14 protein-coding genes are annotated in these 18,934 nt (G+C 40.2%); all 14 read left to right on the top strand.

What is annotated here, in order from left to right; genetic code table 11:
• Positions 1 to 4 precede the first annotated feature (4 nt).
• The 14 genes from I6E70_RS01765 to tldD all read left to right on the top strand — a co-directional run bounded on the left by I6E70_RS01765 (position 5) and on the right by tldD (position 18,926).
• On the top strand, positions 5 to 496 hold the full coding sequence (locus tag I6E70_RS01765) for a type II secretion system protein (protein ID WP_197187899.1): 492 nt from the start codon (positions 5 to 7) through the stop codon (positions 494 to 496).
• The gene (locus I6E70_RS01760; protein WP_197187898.1) at positions 483 to 1,034 is read left to right on the top strand and encodes a prepilin-type N-terminal cleavage/methylation domain-containing protein; all 552 of its coding nucleotides are present in this window, start codon (positions 483 to 485) and stop codon (positions 1,032 to 1,034) included. Before I6E70_RS01765 ends, I6E70_RS01760 begins: the two co-directional genes overlap by 14 nt.
• On the top strand, positions 1,034 to 1,873 hold the full coding sequence (locus tag I6E70_RS01755) for a PulJ/GspJ family protein (protein WP_197187897.1): 840 nt from the start codon (positions 1,034 to 1,036) through the stop codon (positions 1,871 to 1,873). The genes I6E70_RS01760 and I6E70_RS01755 overlap by 1 nt, the downstream gene beginning before the upstream one ends.
• The gene (locus I6E70_RS01750) at positions 1,863 to 2,354 is read left to right on the top strand and encodes an agglutinin biogenesis protein MshP (protein WP_197187896.1); all 492 of its coding nucleotides are present in this window, start codon (positions 1,863 to 1,865) and stop codon (positions 2,352 to 2,354) included. The genes I6E70_RS01755 and I6E70_RS01750 overlap by 11 nt, the downstream gene beginning before the upstream one ends.
• Entirely contained in the window at positions 2,351 to 6,091 is a 3,741-nt protein-coding gene (locus I6E70_RS01745) for an H-type lectin domain-containing protein (protein WP_197187895.1), read from the top strand. Before I6E70_RS01750 ends, I6E70_RS01745 begins: the two co-directional genes overlap by 4 nt.
• A gap of 121 nt (positions 6,092 to 6,212) precedes the next feature.
• Positions 6,213 to 8,261 (top strand): SUMF1/EgtB/PvdO family nonheme iron enzyme, encoded by a 2,049-nt coding sequence (locus I6E70_RS01740; protein ID WP_007586336.1) that lies wholly within the window; start codon positions 6,213 to 6,215, stop codon positions 8,259 to 8,261.
• A 135-nt stretch (positions 8,262 to 8,396) separates the two neighbouring features.
• On the top strand, positions 8,397 to 9,440 hold the full coding sequence (locus I6E70_RS01735; RefSeq protein ID WP_007586338.1) for a rod shape-determining protein: 1,044 nt from the start codon (positions 8,397 to 8,399) through the stop codon (positions 9,438 to 9,440).
• Complete coding sequence (gene mreC, locus I6E70_RS01730) at positions 9,440 to 10,282, top strand: rod shape-determining protein MreC (protein ID WP_197111979.1); 843 nt, start codon at positions 9,440 to 9,442, stop codon at positions 10,280 to 10,282. Before I6E70_RS01735 ends, mreC begins: the two co-directional genes overlap by 1 nt.
• On the top strand, positions 10,275 to 10,754 hold the full coding sequence (gene mreD / locus I6E70_RS01725) for a rod shape-determining protein MreD (protein ID WP_007586341.1): 480 nt from the start codon (positions 10,275 to 10,277) through the stop codon (positions 10,752 to 10,754). Before mreC ends, mreD begins: the two co-directional genes overlap by 8 nt.
• Positions 10,754 to 11,323, top strand: a complete 570-nt coding sequence (locus I6E70_RS01720) for a Maf family protein (protein ID WP_007586343.1) — start codon at positions 10,754 to 10,756, stop codon at positions 11,321 to 11,323. The genes mreD and I6E70_RS01720 overlap by 1 nt, the downstream gene beginning before the upstream one ends.
• 1 nt (position 11,324) lies before the next feature.
• Positions 11,325 to 12,797, top strand: a complete 1,473-nt coding sequence (gene rng, locus I6E70_RS01715) for a ribonuclease G (RefSeq protein ID WP_007586345.1) — start codon at positions 11,325 to 11,327, stop codon at positions 12,795 to 12,797.
• Complete coding sequence (locus I6E70_RS01710) at positions 12,797 to 16,654, top strand: YhdP family protein (RefSeq protein WP_197187894.1); 3,858 nt, start codon at positions 12,797 to 12,799, stop codon at positions 16,652 to 16,654. The genes rng and I6E70_RS01710 overlap by 1 nt, the downstream gene beginning before the upstream one ends.
• Positions 16,651 to 17,490 carry a carbon-nitrogen hydrolase family protein gene (locus I6E70_RS01705; RefSeq protein WP_197187893.1) on the top strand — a complete coding sequence of 280 codons (840 nt, stop codon included), beginning with the start codon at positions 16,651 to 16,653 and terminating at the stop codon, positions 17,488 to 17,490. Before I6E70_RS01710 ends, I6E70_RS01705 begins: the two co-directional genes overlap by 4 nt.
• Positions 17,487 to 18,926: a metalloprotease TldD gene (gene tldD, locus I6E70_RS01700; protein ID WP_101163214.1), complete on the top strand. Its 1,440-nt coding sequence runs from the start codon at positions 17,487 to 17,489 to the stop codon at positions 18,924 to 18,926. The genes I6E70_RS01705 and tldD overlap by 4 nt, the downstream gene beginning before the upstream one ends.
• Positions 18,927 to 18,934 lie beyond the last annotated feature (8 nt).

Here is an 18,934-nt window from a genome sequence, read left to right as displayed (position 1 = left end):
ATAAATGAAAAGCAGTAGTAAGCAACGATTGCGTGGCTTCACACTTATTGAGTTAATTATTACTCTAGTAATATTGGGTATACTGTCGGTAACGGCAGTTCCCAAATTTCTGGGCAGCTCAACAGAAGATGCATACTCATATCGAGACCGTACATTAAATGCACTTAGGACAGTGCAGTTACGTGCAATGCAAAATACAGCGACAACAAGTTGCCATACTCTTTATATAACCTCCACACTTATTGCTCCCCCCACACCTGATACATGTATCGGTGGCGCTGATACCAACAACACCGATCATTTAGTAGTACAAATAAACACACAAAGAAGTGATATAACATTTAGCGCTTTAGATAGTAACTCGAATATATTTACCCAAATTAGTTTTGATCCTTTAGGTAAATCAAATCAAACCTGCACTTCGCAGTGTCGAATAGACGTTGGATTAGCTGGCGTATGCATAAGTGGTGAAGGGCTTATATATGCGTGCCCTTAAAGTAAAAGGTTTCACTTTAATTGAGCTTATTATTGGCATAGTGATGTTTGCTATTGCATTAAGCATTATTACCGCTTTAATTGCCCCGCAAGCAAAAAGAAGTGCAGAGCCAATTGTGGCTTTAAGAGCCTCTGAATTTGGTCAATCACTAATGAACGAAATTCAAAGTAAATCGTTTGATGAGCACAGCGATAGAAGCGCACCTTTTAGACGTTGCGGCGAAACAACCTTGGGTGCTGAACCTTGTACCGCAGAGGGCGATTTAGGCGTCGATAGCTTAGGGGCAGGCCTAGAAACCCGAACCAGTTATAATGATGTAGATGACTATATTGCATTGTCTAACCAGCCTATCACCAATAGCTTAGGTGAGGTGTTAAGCCAATACAGTGACTTTAACTTAGTTGTTACTGTTGAGTACGATAGCGACTTTAACGAATTGACCATCAACGATGGCACAACCTTTAAGCGTATTACTATTGAAGTAACATCACCCTTAGGCGAAGTATACGGCTTTAGTGCATATAAAGGGAATTACTAATGCAAAGAGCTAAATACCAAAATGCATTTACCCTTATAGAGCTATTACTTGTCATGGTTATTATTGGTATTTTAGCCGTAAGTGCATTTTCGTTTATTGGTGCTGGGGTCAGTATTTACTCACAAGGGGTTGAACGCCAAGAAGCAGTAGCCCAGGCCCGTTTTTTAATAACGCGACTTAGTAAAGAATTGCGCCACGCTACGCCAAACTCTTTAAGGCTCTCTTGCGATAACAGTACTAGCGGAGCGTGTAGTGCTCAGCAGTGCTTAGAATATACGCCATTTTTATCGGCAACCCACTATACAAATTACCTACCTACCGCAGCACCTTTTAATGTTAGCGCTGTTGATTTTGAACTTAATAATTTAACGCAGCCGCAAGCTGGAGATTGGGCAACGATATACCCATTAAGCAGTGCTGATATATATGATGAAAATAATAATAAGCGCTTAAAAGTATCTGCATTTAATAGTTCAGTTAGTGCAATTGATGAGTGGCAATTTAGTAAAGCATTTACCCAAGAGTCGCCGAGTAAACGCCTTTATTTACTTTCAGAACCTGTAAGTTTTTGCGTTGAAGGGCAGTATTTATATAGATATACCAATTACGGTTTTACTGTTAATCAATTAGATGCCGTGAGCTTACAAATAAGCAGTGGTGTTAAACGTGATTTATTAGGTATTTACATTGCTAACAATTTAGCGAGCGATTTATTTTTTACTCTTGATTCACTCTCTCTACAAAGAAACGCTGTGCTTAATGTGAATGCGCAAATGCAATTTAACGATACTGAAGTAATGAACTTTAACCATGAGGTACATATTCCTAATGTACCTTAAAAAAAATCCTCACGGAAAAGCCTTACCCAGTAAACAAAAAGGGAACTTACTAATTGTTTCTTTGGTAATTATTGTTGCTTTATTAGCACTAGGATTAGCATTAGTTAAAGTGCTTTCTGGTGCATCTCAACAAAATATAATTGAGTACTATGGGGCTCGCGCTTTTATGGCAGCACAAAGCGGCCTAGAAAGTGGTTTAACGCAACTATTTCCAATAAATAGCTCAGTTCAAAGCTGTACATCAGTTACTACTGATTTAGCCTTCCAAGCTGCATATTTAGCTAACTGTAAAGTAGTGGTGAGTTGCGATGAATATATAGACTTACCTGATAGCAGTACAACCAACGGGCTTGTGAATATATATTACTTACAAAGCAGTGCAACGTGCGCCGCAATTGATTGCCCTGCAGGGAGTAGCTGCAGAAAAGATTATTGGCAAACACAAAGAACGCTCAGTCTGGAGGCTAAAACTTTACCATGATGAAAAATGCGTTGGTCATTATATTTTTTAGCTGCGTGTTACTTTGTAATTACGCAAATGCAGTGCCTCCAAAAATCGAGGGCCGTTATATAGAACTGCAAGATACATATACATCGCCTGTTTGGACAAAAGTTAATTTTCAACAGCAATATATAACGCCTCCTGCTGTTTTTATGCTCTCAACAAACCAAGGCGGAAACCCTGCAATAATAAGAATACGTAATATAACCACAACTAGCTTTGAGGCCTTACCGCTTGAACCTTCAGGAGAGGATGGTGGACATATTAGTATGGGGGCGCACTATTTAGCTGTTGAGTATGGTGTGCATCAATTTCCAGACGGCACAATTATGGAAGTAGGTAATACTGATCTATTGCTCGAATTACAGTATGGCTCTAAGTCTGGCTTTGCTCCACTAACACCTAAAGGCTATAAGCCTTTAACATTTGCTGAACCGTTTACTCAAAGGCCAAACTTTTTCCATTCGTTACAAACACTCAATAGCATAGACAGCAATCCACCAACGCAAGCATTAATACCATTTTTAACAGTTGCAGTAGAAAGTAATTCTCTATCTGCCAGCGGCGTTAATATTGCTTTAGAAGCATCTGAAACAGCACTTGGGCTTATAAAAACCGAAACTGTTGCCTATATGGCTGTGGAGCCCGGAAGTAACCGCACATTTTCTGACGATAATGGCGTTGAGGTATCGTGGGAAACTTTTTTCACAGGCTTTGAAGTTGACGGTTGGAGCAATGGCTGTAATTACTTTAGTTTTACTAATAATTTTAGTGTGGCTCCGTTAGTTGTAGCAAGTAAAAACTCACGCCAAGAAGATGATGGCGGGTGGCTACGCAGCTGTAACCTAAGGACCGACAGGTTAGGGCTTGTTGTTGACGAAGATCGTGATGGCGATAACGAGCGCCGTCACGTAAACGAGGAAGCATCAATACTCGCCATGACCAGTACCTTTGTATTTAATGGTGATATTTTAGATTGTGATACGTTATTCCCGGGCGCTATTTCTACTTATAACAATGGTGAAGTGCAGCTAGTGCAGGGAGTAGAAATAACCGATGGTAATGCGCAGTTTGTCACCACCACAAGTTTAATTTCTACAGCGCTGACAAGCCCTCCTTTGTGTAATGGTCAGGCGTGTGTTGCTGGTGGTTATAATTCTTTAGAACCGAATCAAGCGGCGCAGGTGCCAACGGTTACAAATGATGGTAGCTCAACAGGACCCGTACCTACTTCTTTAGCTGGCGACTATTATTACGATGAGTTGCAGTTAAGTATGCTGGAAACAGAGTACAGAGTAACAGCGCCTACACGTATTTTTTTAAAAGACACAACCTCACTTCTATCAACTTCATTTTTGAATATAGGTAAAACCAATATAGTAGTAGAAACTGGCGCGTACTTGGCTATTTATGTGGATGGTGCGGTTGCTATTGCAGCCGATGCAAATATTGCGGGCTATATTGTTGCAACTGGTGAGGTAAGAATCGCTCAAAATGTAACGTATCAGGGATCAATTACATCGGCTACTCAAATTATTACCGAAGGGAGTTCAACGTTTGACGCTCTACCAGTACCCGAAAGTATCCCTGGTTTTTGTGGTATTTATACACCAGAAACACTGGATCATTATCGTTTAACAATAAGCGATAACAAAGGTCTGACGTGTGAAGCTAAAGAAATGACACTAACAGCCTGCGCTAATGATGCCTGCGACTTATTATTTGCGGAACCCTCTAGTTTAAACCTTTCTCCAGATAATAGTGGTCAGCAAAGTTGGGTTACGGGGGAGAATATTAATTTTACAGGATCAGCGGTTGTCGAATTTGCTAAACGCACCACAGGCAGTGTTACATTTGGATATAACACTGCTGATCCTTCTGCACCTCTTCGTTGTTATATCGGTGGTAATAATGTTGGTTTGAGTGGCTGTAAAGTTACGTTTTCTGATGCTGGATTTATTTTTAATAATGATACAGATGGAAATACTACAATTCCTACTCAGTTATCAGCAAAGCCTTCAAATACTGGATTTAATGCAAAAGTGCTATCTATTCAAGCGGTAAAAACAAATACCACTACGGGCATATGCGAAGCTGCATTTCCCGCTGGTGGCGATGTAAGCTTAGATTTATCGTATACATGCAGTGCTGGTGCAAGTTGCTCTGATACGGTTTCACTTAGTAACAACAATAATACCTTTGCGGTCGAGCAAGCCTCTAAATCATTCATACTTAACTTTGATAGTGAGTCTAAAGCCCCGATTGTTATAAATTACCCCGATGCAGGAAAGTTGAGTTTAAATGTAAATACCAATTTAATTTTAGACCCACTAACTAATTTATCAGTAAATTTAACGGGTAGTTCAAATGAATATGTCGTAAAACCATTTGGATTAGCCATGGAGGTAGCAAGTGATGGTTATGCAGCAGATGCCAATGGGAGCTTATTTAGATTAACGGGCGAAGCATTTGATTTAAAAATGAATGCGGTGCAGTGGCAAACAGGGCAAGACACTAACAACGATGGTTTCCCAGACAACTACAGCAATATTACAAATAACACCATTGCCAAGCATTTTATTACAGAGCAACCACTTGTAGAGGCATTACTTAAAGCGCCTACGCCAGGCATTCAAGGTACGCTTGAAGCGATGAGTACTGTTGCCTTTAATGAGACAGGTAGTTTGAGTGAATCTATATCGCAATATAATTACGACCAAGTTGGCATCATTGATTTAACAGCAGGCCTTCAAGATGCTGATTATTTTGGTGCGGGAGATGTAAAAGGTGAGCTATATAACGTTGGTCGTTTTGCACCTTCGCAGTTTCAGGTAGTGGGGGTTCAAGCTGCCGCGCAATGCACGCAATACGGCAGTAATTTAACTTACCTTGATCAACCTTTTGAACTTGGCTTTACAGTACAAGCACAAAATCAAAATGGTGAGCTAATGGCTAATTATAAAGCGGGCTTTGATAAATCAAGTGTAGACGTTAATGCCGAAAATAATGAAGTAGGTAACTATGTACCTGCAACTAATTTTACTAGCCGCTTAGTAAACCTAGGAAATAACAACTGGGGAGATACAAGCGATGGTCAATGGCAAATGAGCCAACTCAACACGACACTTAAAAGATTAGGTGTAGGGCAAGCAGACGGACCGTTCGCTATGGTGAGCTTAATGGCAACGCTTTCTAACATAGAAGGAGCAACACTCATTGATGCAAATGATAAACCTAATACACAAACAGCATGCTCGGGTGGTTGTAATAGCGTACGACTAAATGCATTGCCAATAGAGTTTAGGTTTGGACGTTTAGTCCTTGGCAATAACGCAGGCTCCGATCTCGACCCTTTACTTATTCCTATGCAGGCTCAGTATTACAACGGCAGTGGATTTGTAAATAACGCTGAAGATAACTGTAGTGTATTTGATCATACCCAAATTACTCAAATATCACCTAGCAGCCCACAATTAACCTACAAATATGGGACTGGTGTATCTGGCCAGCTAGAAGCGGGAGTATATCCGCCAGATAACGGTATTTATGCACAGCCAAATGGTTTGGGTGAATTTACCTTAGAATATAATACTTATGATTGGTTAAAGTGGGATTGGCAGGGCGATGGAACACAGCTTGATCCTCGTACTATTTTACAATTTGGACGCTTTAGAGGAAATGATCGGGTTATTTACTGGCGTGAAACACGCGAATAGTTGTAAACTAATATAATAATTGAACAAAGCTTGTGTTTTGTGCTGCAAGTACATAGCATAAGGCTTTAATTATAAAAAATAATAACGACCAAATAATTGCCGCTTTTTGGGACTGGAATATATGCGAATTACTCCTTTATCTCTGTTAATTTCAGCTAGTTTGTTAGCTAGTAGTGCATTTGCACAAGACACAGCTACAGTGACTGGAATTGACTCAGAGATTAGTGTTAAACAGACAGAATACGATAACTCGACAAGAATACTTGAAAAACATCTTAAAGAAGAAAGTCAGTTACAAAATCAATTAGAGCTACTTCGTTCTCGTTCTACAGAGCTAGATAAAGAAAAAAACCAAGCGCTCGATGCGATGAACGAAATGTACCGTCGTTTAATTGACGATCCCACTATTAATATTAGTGCGGCTCAATCACGCTATCAAAAAGCGGTGATTGATCATAAGCAAAATAAAGATGATATTTCTATGCAGTTGGCGGCAATTGCATCCCACCGTAAAGATATAGAACAAATTCGTGTTGCTAAGCATACGCTTTTAAATACATTAGAAAGTTTAAAAGAACAGTTAACTACAGCCCGCGTAGAGCGTTTACGTAACGAATTTACACGTGAAGGTACGCTTGAGGTTAACCACACTATTAACTGTAAGCGAACAGAAACGCTAGCAGCATGTGAGCAACGCGGTCAGCAAATGGGTCTACAAAAAGCAACTAAACGCTTTGTTGATCAAATTTTTGCAAATCTAACAGAAGAGCGCATTGTTGAGCCAAAACGCAATTTGGCGGGCGCTCAAGTACAAATATTAAGTAGCCATGTAGTTAACAGTGCATTTAGCGGTCAAGGTAATTACAACGTTAACTTAAGTGTAACTATGCGCGGCGAAGTTAATAGCAGCCGTTTATGTAGCTTATTAAGCATAGATAACCGCTATTGTTCTGAGTACGGCACGCCACTTACGGCTGCTTATCAACCAGCGTATAACAATACATTTACCGATAGTCAGTTAACATTCAGTAATAGCGCGGATAATAGCAACACGGTGTCGGTTTCTCGTTTAAATGAGCAGCCAGTACGTGATTATTCAGTTAAACCTGCATCGGTGAAAAAAGATTACCCTTCTATCCTTAATAAGAAGAAGGATCAATCGGTAGAGCTAACATTACGATCAAACGTATACGACGATGAAGTGTTTATCGATGGTGTAAGCTTTGGCTCAACACGCTTGATTACACGTTTACCGCCGGGCATTCATAACATTGAAATACGTAAACTTGGTTATAAACCTTATCAAGCACGTGTTGATTTGAATAAAGCGCAAACAATTAATGCAAATTTAGTAAAAAAGCCTAAGTCGATTGCTGCACCGACCTATACTCGAGAGCAACCAGAAGTAACAACACGCCAGGTTAGTGAAAACGTTAATGTATTAAATGCAAACGTTGAAACGCCGGTTGTCGTTATTCCTGCAGGCAAATTTAAAATGGGCGATATTAACGGCAATGGTTTAGCTAATGAACGTCCAGTAATTGAAAAAGTAATAGCAAATTCTTTCGCTATGCAAAGTAAAGAAGTAACCGTGGGTGCCTACGAAAAGTTTGTAGCAAATACAGGTTATAAAACTCAAGCGGAAAAAAATAAAGGGTGTGCGTATTATTTAAATGGCGAACCAGTATGGGAAGCAAATTTAAATTGGCGTAATCCTGGTTTTGAGCAAGGCAGTGACTTTCCTGCTGTATGTTTAACTTATAACGATGCAAAAGCTTATGCTGAGTGGTTATCTGGTCAAACAGGACAGCAATTTCGTTTACCTAACGAAGTTGAGTGGGAATACGCAGCACGCGCAGGAACTGAAACAGAATACCCTTGGGGTAACGAAATTGGTAAAAACCTAGCTAACTGTGGTTGGTGTGGTAGTGAATGGTCAAACAGACGTGCATCACCAGTAGGTTCTTTTTCTCCAAATGCATTTGGATTATACGATACCGTAGGCAATGTATGGGAATGGACCGATAAAGAATCAGGTGAGTCTGATGTAGCAGTAAGAGGCGGAGCGTGGAACTTTGCACCAAGCCTTGCTCGTGCATCTACGCGTTTAATTTTAGCGCCTGATTTTAGATCTAACTACATTGGTTTTCGCTTAGTTCGCGAACGATAAAAACTCAATTAAGGAAGCTTTGCTTCCTTTTTTCACAAATTCACAAAGGCGCTGCGCTTTATATTGCTCATATAGTTGAGCATGTTAAAGTGAGGCAGCTAATATAAGAACGTATTTCAAAGGTCATCCAGCCTCATGTTTAAAAAACTCCGTGGTATTTTTTCTAACGATCTATCGATCGACTTGGGTACAGCCAATACCCTAATTTATGTAAAAGACGAAGGCATTGTATTAAATGAACCTTCTGTTGTTGCTATCCGCCAAGAGCGTGCTGGTGGACCTAAAAGTGTTGCATCTGTAGGTACAGAAGCAAAGCTTATGTTAGGTCGTACACCGGGTAATATAAAAGCGATTCGTCCAATGAAAGACGGTGTTATTGCTGACTTTTTTGTAACAGAAAAAATGTTACAACACTTCATTAAACAAGTGCATAACAATAACTTTATGCGTCCAAGTCCGCGTGTACTAATTTGTGTACCGTGTGGTGCTACTCAAGTAGAAAAACGTGCAATACGTGAATCTGCAATGGGTGCAGGTGCTCGTGAAGTTTACTTAATTGAAGAACCAATGGCAGCAGCTATTGGCGCAGGCTTACCAGTATCAGAAGCAACAGGTTCTATGGTTGTTGATATTGGTGGTGGTACAACTGAAGTTGCTATTATTTCACTTAACGGCGTTGTTTACTCATCATCTGTTCGTATTGGTGGTGATAAGTTTGACGAAGCTATCATTAATTATGTACGCCGTAACTTTGGTAGCTTAATTGGTGAAGCGACAGCTGAAAATATTAAGCATCAAATTGGTTCTGCGTTTAAAACTGATGAACCAATCGAAATTGAAGTGCGCGGTCGTAACCTTGCTGAAGGTGTTCCGCGTTCATTCACACTTAACTCACACGAAATCCTAGAAGCTCTACAAGAGCCATTAATGGGTATTGTGAGTGCAGTAATGGTTGCGCTTGAGCAATCACCACCAGAGCTGGCATCAGATATTTCTGCACACGGTATGGTACTTACTGGCGGTGGCGCATTGTTAAAAGATTTAGACCGTTTATTAATGGAAGAAACGGGTATTCCGGTTGTTGTAGCTGATGATCCACTTACATGTGTTGCACGTGGTGGTGGTAAAGCACTTGAAATGATCGATGTTCATGGTGGTGACGTTTTTAGTTACGACTAATGAAATTAATGTTTGGACGCACAGTCTCTTTGCAACTGCGACTTTTTGTCGCAGTGCTTTTGAGTATCGCACTCATTGTTGGAGACAGATATACGCAAGGTGGTACCGTTGTTCGTACCAGCCTCAATACCTTAGTTAGCCCACTAATTTATGTTGCTAATTTACCCTACGAATTATTTAGCTTAAGTGCTAAAAGCCTGCATACACGAGAGCAACTTCTTACTGAAAATGAAGCGCTGAAAAAAAAGCAAATGCTACAAAGCGAGCAACTTCAGCAGTATCAATTTCTAGCCAGAGAAAATCAAAAACTACGCGCCTTATTGGGCTCATCTGCAAAGCAATCAAATCGTAAAATTATTGCTCAAGTACTTTCTGTGCATTCAAATCCGTATAGCCATCAAGTTGTTATAAATCGTGGTACCACCGATGGACTTAGTGAAAGCCAAGCCGTCATTGATGAGATGGGTGTAGTAGGGCAATTAACTAAAGTAGGGTCAACTACGTCACGCGTATTACTCATGACCGACACTACGCATGCCACACCTGTGCGTATACTGCGTAACGATGTGCGAACTGTTGTTGAGGGCATAGGTAAAATTAACGTCGTTAAGCTCTCTCACGTTCCGCACAGCTTAGATGTGCGAATTGGCGATGTACTTGTTACATCAGGATTAGGTGGCACATTCCCTGAGGGATACCCGGTGGCTGTAGTAACCGAAATAAATCGTGATGAAGGCCGCCCGTTTGCACAAGTTTTTGCAGAACCTATTGCGCAATTAGATCGCATTCGTTTGCTGGTTATTTTATGGCGTAATCAACAGGAGCAAATCAACGATGATTAACCGTTATTCATTGTTAATTGCGCTAAGCATCTTTTTTGCTTTAATAATGGCATTAATGCCGCTCCCTTTTTCGTTTGAACCATTTAGACCTGACTGGGTTTTACTTGTACTTATGTATTGGTCGTTGGCAGTACCGCATCGTTTAAATATTGGTACTGCTTGGGTTGTTGGTTTATTAATAGATTTAGCATCTGGTTCACCGCTAGGTGTCAACTCGCTTACATTTTCAATATGTATATTTGTAACCGCGAGCAACTTTCAAAAAATTCGTAACTTTTCGCTTTGGCAACAAAGCTTATTAATTGGTTTGTTTTTAACGCTGTATCATTTAATGCAGTTTTGGCTAAATCACTTTTTGTTAGGGGTTTACTTTAATCCACAGTATTTATGGCCAGTAGCAACCGGAATGGTTAGTTGGTTTTGGGTGTTTTTACTACTTCGTAAATATCGCAGACATTTTAGGATCAGGTAATGACTACCGCAGTATATTTGGCATCAGCCTCTCCCCGTCGTAAAGAGTTATTAAGCCAATTAGGTGTCGAATTTACACAATTTAGTGTTGATGCAGATGAAAGCCCACTTCCAAACGAGCAACCTAGAGCACTTGTTGAGCGTTTAGCTCGCTTGAAAGCCCAAAGCGGTGTAGAGCTTGGATATACCGATCGCCCTGTACTTGGTAGTGATACCGTAGTTGTTATCGATAACGAATCACTGGGTAAACCTCGTGATAAAAACGATTTTATACACACATTAAAACGTTTATCAGGTAACACACATCAAGTACTTACCGCAGTTGCATTTGCGACGCAAAATGATGTGCTTAGCTGTGTTGTAAGCACAGATGTCACCTTTAAAACTTTAACTGATGAAGAAATAAATACCTACTGGGATTCTAATGAGCCACAAGATAAAGCTGGTGGCTACGGTATCCAAGGTTTAGGTGGTCGCTTTGTAACTCACATTGCGGGTAGCTATTTTTCTGTTGTAGGCTTACCTTTATATGAAACCGAACAATTATTAAAAACATTCTTAAGAAGGTAACATGAGTACAGAATTACTGATCAATGTCACACCGAGCGAAAGCCGTGTTGCCCTAATAGAAAACGGTGTACTGCAAGAAATACAGCTAGAGCGAATTGGTAATCTAGGTATTGTAGGCAATATTTACCTAGGAAAAATAAGCCGCGTACTTCCGGGTATGCAGGCTGCTTTTGTTGATATCGGCCTTGAAAAAGCGGCATTTTTGCATGCATCCGATATTGTAAATAGTGCCTCTATTGTTGAAGGCGTAGACGACGTACCAATAAAAAAAGTACAAGATATTAGAGAGTTAGTTCGTCAAGGCCAATACATTATGGTGCAAGTGGTAAAAGATCCGCTAGGCACTAAAGGCGCAAGACTCACCACTGATATAACTATTCCTTCTCGCTATTTAGTGTTTATGCCAGATGCGACCCATGTAGGGGTTAGTCAGCGTATTGAAACTGAAGAAGAGCGCTCACGCCTTAAAAAAATAGTCGCAGAATATGGCGACGAAAATGGCAGCTTTATTGTACGTACAGCAGCCGAAGGCGCTAGCGAAGCAGAATTACGACACGATGCCGGTTTTTTAAGAAAACTGTGGGAAAAAATTACAGCTCGTCGCAAAAAAACCAGTAAAGCCAGTATTCTACACGAAGATTTAACGCTTGCCTTTAGAACCCTACGTGATTACGTAGGCGAAGATATGGAGCGCATTCGCGTTGACTCTAAACTTACTCATGAAGAGCTAAAGTTATTTACTGAAGAGTTTGTTCCACAACTGTCTCAAGTACTCGAATACTATCCAGGTGAGCGACCTATATTTGATTTGTTTGACGTTGAAAACGAAATTCAAAAAGCACTACATCGTAAAGTTACACTAAAATCTGGTGGTTATATAATTATTGACCAAACAGAAGCAATGACGACTGTTGATGTTAATACTGGTGCATTTGTAGGACATCGTAATTTAGAAGAAACAATTTTTAATACCAACGTAGAAGCAACCTCTGCAATTGCTCGCCAGCTTAGGCTGCGTAATTTAGGCGGTATTATCATTATCGACTTTATCGATATGGTAAGTGAGGATCATAAGCGCCGAGTATTACATTCACTTGAATCAGCACTTGCAAAAGATCGCACTAAAACGAATATCAATGGGCTTTCAGCACTTGGGCTTGTTGAAATGACGCGTAAACGTACACGCGAAAGCTTAGAGCATATTTTATGTGATGTATGTCCTGCGTGTTCTGGTCGTGGTTCACAAAAAACAGTTGAAACGGTTTGCTACGAAATACTACGTGAAATAGTGCGTGTTAACCGAGCATACGCTGCCGATAAGTTTATGGTGTACGCAGCGCCTGCTGTGAGCGAAGCCTTACTAAACGATGAGTACCATAACCTTGCCGAGCTTGAACTATTTATTGGTAAGCAAGTCAATATTCAAACAGAGAGCTTATACAGCCAAGAACAGTTTGATGTGGTAATGATGTAATGAAAGCAAAAGCGGTCTGTTTTTTTTGTTTTAGAAAGTTATGGCAGACCTGCGCCATAATTTTGGTATTACTGGCCGTTATTGTTTCAATTTTAAAATATACCCTTCCGTATGCAAACGAATACAAAGGTAATATAGAAAGCTATTTACACGAAAAGTTTGAAATAAGCTTATCTATAGGTGAAATATCAGCTAGTTGGCAGGGCAGTGGTCCTGCATTAGTATTAGAGAATTTATCGTTTAAAGATAACGAAACTGCACCAATATCACTCACCATTGCTAAAACCAGCTTAGAGCTAAACTTATGGGAAAGCTTAAAAGCGCTGCAACTTAGATCTAATTATTTTGTTATTAATGGTTTTCATACCAGTGTAAATATCACCAACTTATTTAAAACCGGTGACAACGACGAAGTCTCTTTTGAGCAAAAAGAGCTAATTGAAGAACTGTTTTTGGGTAAAACGGGTCATTTTGCAATAGAAAATTCCAGTATTAACTTTGTTCTAGAAGACGGTAAAGAGCGTAAGTTACTCCTCAAAAATATTGTTTGGCAAAATGAAGATGAGCAGCATCTTGGTAGTGGGAGCTTAGCACTGCCGGGTATTTCGGTCGGTGATTTTGATGCGCGAATAGCACTTACTGGCGATACCCTAGAGCAAGTTGCGGGCGACATTTATGTGCAGGCTAACAAAGTCGATGTATCTAACTGGTTAGCGCAATATATAAATACGCAAAAGCAACAACTGCATAGCGATATTAATTTACAAGCGTGGCTAAAACTAGATAAAGGTTTTGTAAGCGATATAAAAATGCAATGGCTACCAAGCTTTGTGCGTTGGCAGCGAGAAGAGCAAAGCCAACAAGTTAGCTTGAGTGAAGGTGGATTCCATCTATATCCCGAGCAAAATAGCTGGCACTTAAAAAGCACCGGTTTAACATTTAATAGTAACGATAAAGCATGGCCAAGTTTAGAGTTTGAAGCTCAACTAGGGCCAAAAAATGAAGTGTGGCTCCATCAAGTTGATTTTGAATTACTGAGTAACCTAGCAGGGCTAAGTAATTTTAATGCACTTGAACCATTTTTAGAGCGCCAACCTAGCGGGCAAATAGATCACGCTTATTTAAATTTTTCTAATGCGCAGCAATGGCAATTATGGTTTGAGGCTGACAATATTGGTTGGCAAGAATTAAGATCAGTACCTGCAGCACAAGGACTTAGAGTAAATGGTTTACTTAATCAAAGTAGTGGTCGAATAAATTTATTTGGCGAAAATGGCACATTAGTTACAGGCGAAAGCTTTAGTAACGACATAAATTATAATCAGCTAAATGTAGAGCTAGATTTAGCTAAGCGAGATGATGGCTGGCATATAAGTAGTGACAATATATGGTTTGATAATGATGAAGTCACTCTTGCTGCAGAATTACAAATTAGTCTAACAGATGATCCTCGATTAGATCTTTACGCTGAAGTCTTCGCCCCAGATGCCAAAATTGCAGGTCATTACTTCCCATTAAAAGCGATGAGCCCTGAGCTCGTTAGCTATTTAAATGGCGCAATTAAAGGCGGAGAAGTATCTAAAGCACAAGTCTTATTTGCAGGTCCTTTATCGGGCTTTCCATTCACCGATGGTAGTGGCCAGTTTGGTGTATTAGCGCAAATAGACAACGCAACCTATGAGTTTGATCCTGATTGGCCTTTGGTCACCAATGCCGATGTACAGCTACATTTTGATAATGAGCGTATGGACATATATAGCCAGCAAGGTAAGTTGGTTAATTTAGATATTGGTAATAGTGTACAGGTAAGCATTGCAGATTTAATGCATGCTGATGAACTTATTGTGCAAATTGATAAAAAAGCACAAATGGAAAAGTTACATGACTTTTTTGCAGCGACACCTATTGCTAAACCTCTTGCTGAAATTTTTAAAGTTGTACAGGGCAAAGGCGAAGCCGATGCCAGTATTGAGCTTTTAGTAGGCTCTAAGTTTAAAGGTGGAGCCAGTGTTAGCGGCAAAGTTAATTTAAATGATTTGCCAGTATTTATAGCAACGCCAGGTATTGAGCTTAAAAACTTAACTGGCGAGCTTAATTTTAAAAACGACAATATCACACTTAAAAATGCGACTGCGAAGTGGTTGGGTATGCCGCTAAATATTAATTACAGCAGTAAAAGTGATGCTAAAAATTACCAAGCAAACATAGATATAAACGCCAAAATTGACGCTGATACACTAATAGATAGTGGACAAGGTATATTAAAAAATTATTTAAGTGGGCAAAGCGATGTTGATATTGGTTTAGTACTTAATTTTACCGAACAAGGCTTTAATTACCGTGCACAGGTAAGCTCAGAACTACTTGGCTTAACGAGTAACTTACCCGCACCTTATAATAAAAATAGCGAACAAGCGTGGGCACTTGATGCAGTAGTTCAAGGTGATGATATTTCTAATCTCATTACAGCAAACGCTAATCAACAGTTTTACTTTAATGCTATTTTAGAAAATGGTAAATCACAGTTTAGCAATGTTCATTTTGTGCTCGGAAAACAAGATTTAGGATTAAACCAAAAAGATTTAAGCGTAAATATAAATCTTGAACAGAGTGAATTAGTGCCTTGGTTTGATCTGATTGATCAAATAATTAAAGCTGGTAAAGCAAACCCAGATCAAGAATCAAAAGGGATTATGCCACCGCTTAATGAGGTGGTCGCAAATATAGGTTTACTTGATGCGAGTAACATCATTTTTAATGATTTTGAAATGCGTTTAGCACCATCAAAAGACGATTTATACCTAAAGCTAAATGCTAAAGAACTTAGAGCTGGGGTTTTTATCCCTATATCACAGCCTAGCCAGCCCATACGAATTAATGCCGATTACTTAAGGCTTAATTTTGCACCGCACAATGAGCAAGCACTTGAAATAACAGATGTACTTCCTGAGAAAGACTTGAGCTGGCTTACTAAAATACCTGCTATTGAGTTTGAATGTAGTGATTGCAAAATTGACCGCTACCAACTTGATAAAGTGAGTGCGTCATTATTAGGTGATGGAGAGCGTTTATCAATATCAGAACTTGTAGTCGATAAAGGCGATCATGTACTGCGCACTAAAGGGCAGTGGCAAAATGGATTAACAACGCTAAGTGGCGAGCTTAAAAGTGATGACATAGGCGCACTGTTTGGTGAGTTTGATATAACCTCCGCGATTAAAGACTCAAAAGCCGATCTAAATTATGATCTTACTTGGCAAGCAGCACCTTATGATTTTGATGTGAAAAGTTTAAGTGGCGAGATTGCTTGGGATTTAGGAGAAGGTCACTTAACTGAAGTTAGCGATGGCGGGGCACGCGTATTTTCGTTACTGAGCCTTGATTCATTAGTACGCAAGCTGAAACTTGATTTTAGAGATGTATTTTCAAAGGGCTTTTTTTATAACAGCATGCAAGGCACTATGCAGTTAGAAAACGGTATTGCTTACACTAAAGATACCAAAATGGACGGCGTACCCGCCGATTTAACCATTAAAGGTTATGCAAATTTAAACACGCTTGATATAGATTATGATCTTGCTGTAGCGCCGCAGGTAACCTCGAGTATTCCAGTTATAGTTGCATGGATGGTAAACCCAGTAACAGGGCTTGCTGCCTTAGCAATTGATAAAGTTATTCATTCTGCGCGCGTCATCTCAGAGATCAACTTTAAAGTAACGGGTAAAATGAACGATCCCATTGTTCAAGAACTCGACAGAAAAAGTCGTGAAGTTACGCTTCCTCAAGCTGCGCAAAATCAGCCACAAGCATCAGTCGATTTAAAACTTAAAGATGCACAAGTAACAGTAACGCAATGAACAAAACTGAAATACTAAGCACTCCCACAATAGTTGCCCTGCAAATGTGTTCAGGGCTAAGCCCTGATGACAACATAGCAAGCTTAAAGCGTGCACTTAAAACACTCCCCGCAACAAGACCATTACTTGTTTGTTTGCCTGAGGCTTTTTTAGTGTTTAGTAAAAGTGGTAACGATACGTTACGTGTTGCTAAGCAAGTTGAGCGATACAAACTACAACTTAGTGAATTGTGCCAACACCATAATATTTGGTTAAATGCAGGGACAATGCCTGAGCCATTTAACGAACATAAATATTATGCAGCATCGCACTTATATAATAATCAAGGCGAGCTGGTTGCAACGTATAACAAAATACATTTATTTGATGTAAACGTAGATGATCAAACAGGTAGCTATCGAGAGTCAGATTTTACCCAAGCAGGTAGCGATGTGGTTGTTGTTGATTCTCCCTTTGGTAAAATAGGCTTAACAGTATGTTATGATCTGCGCTTTAGTGGCTTATTCAACGAACTAGTACGCCAAGGCGCCGATATTATTTTAGTACCAAGTGCATTTACAGTCGTCACAGGACAAGCGCATTGGCAGCCATTATTAGCAGCTCGCGCAATAGAAACACAATGTTATGTAGTTGCAGCAGCTCAGTACGGTACACATGAAAATGGCCGACAAACATATGGCCACAGTATTATTATTTCACCTTGGGGAAATATCCTGAGTGAATTGCCAACAGGCACCGGTTTTATAAGCTGCAACGCAGATTTAGACCAGTTACAAAAAATTAGACGAGATATGCCCGTGCAGTCTCATCAACGATTTAGAGAGCATTTATTATGAATTCGGTTGAACAGCATTTACTACACGACAGCCAGCTAAATAGAGAAGAGCTCGAAAAAACGCTCGCTTACATACATCAGCATAAAGTGGATTACGCCGATTTATATTTTCAATCAAGCCACCACGAATCATGGGTGCTTGAAGACGGCTTGGTTAAAGAAGGCTCTTATAACGTTGAACGTGGCGTTGGTGTACGTGCTGTAAGCGGCGAAAAAACAGGTTTTTCTTACTCTGATGCAATAAATCTTGAAGCGCTAAATAAAGCGGCTACAGCGGCTCGTAGCATCGCAGATGCTGGCGAAGATAGAGCGATTAAAGTATTTAGTGATGTTAAAGCTAAAGAGCAGTTTGCACCGCATCAGCCAATTTCGAGTATGAGCGATACCGACAAGGTGAGCTTATTACGCGAACTTGAAAACTATATTCGTGAGCTAGCACCCGATGCAGAGCAAGTAATTAGTTCAATGTCGGCGGTATACGAAGAAGTATTAATCGCAGCAAGTGACGGTACGTTTGCCACCGATATTCGCCCGCTTATTCGTTTAAACTGCTCAGTGCTGCTTGAAAAAAATGGTCGCCGTGAACGCGGTGGCGCAGGTGGTGGTGCACGTTTAGATTATGGTTACTTTAAAGAACTTGTTGATGGTAAACCACGTTGGATGGAATTTGCTGAAGAAGCTGTACGCCAAGCTAAAGTGAATCTTGAGGCTATTGATGCACCTGCAGGCACGATGGAAGTTGTACTTGGTAATGGTTGGCCTGGCGTGCTTTTACACGAAGCAGTAGGGCATGGACTTGAAGGCGACTTTAACCGCAAAGGCGCGTCTGCGTTTAGTGGTAAAGTGGGCCAAAAAGTAGCATCTGAGCTGTGTACTGTTGTTGATGATGGCACCATGGCCGATCGCCGTGGGTCACTTAATGTGGATGATGAAGGCACACCAGCCGCTTACAACGTACTCATCGAAAACGGTATTTTAAAAGGCTATATGCAAGATAAGCTAAACGCGCGTTTAATGGGTGTAAGCCCTACAGGTAACGCACGCCGTGAGTCGTATGCGCATTTACCAATGCCTCGCATGACTAACACCTACATGTTAGGTGGTGAGCACAGCCAAGCCGATATTATCAGCTCAGTTAAAAAAGGGGTATTCGCGCCTAACTTTGGCGGCGGACAAGTTGATATAACCTCAGGTAAGTTTGTATTTAGCGCATCAGAAGCGTATTTAATCGAAAATGGTAAAATTACCCAACCAATTAAAGGCGCAACGCTTATTGGTAATGGACCAGAAGTAATGCAGCAAATATCTATGGTTGGTAACGACTTAGCACTTGATAAAGGTGTTGGTGTTTGTGGTAAAGATGGTCAAAGCGTACCGGTAGGCGTAGGCCAACCAAGCCTTAAAATTGATCGGTTAACAGTCGGTGGTACAGCTTAAATATTACT

This window comes from Pseudoalteromonas sp. NGC95, from assembly GCF_015864705.1.
GTDB lineage: Bacteria > Pseudomonadota > Gammaproteobacteria > Enterobacterales > Alteromonadaceae > Pseudoalteromonas > Pseudoalteromonas arctica.
Note: the sequence above shows the minus strand (reverse complement) of the source record. Positions and strands in the feature narration are given on the sequence as shown.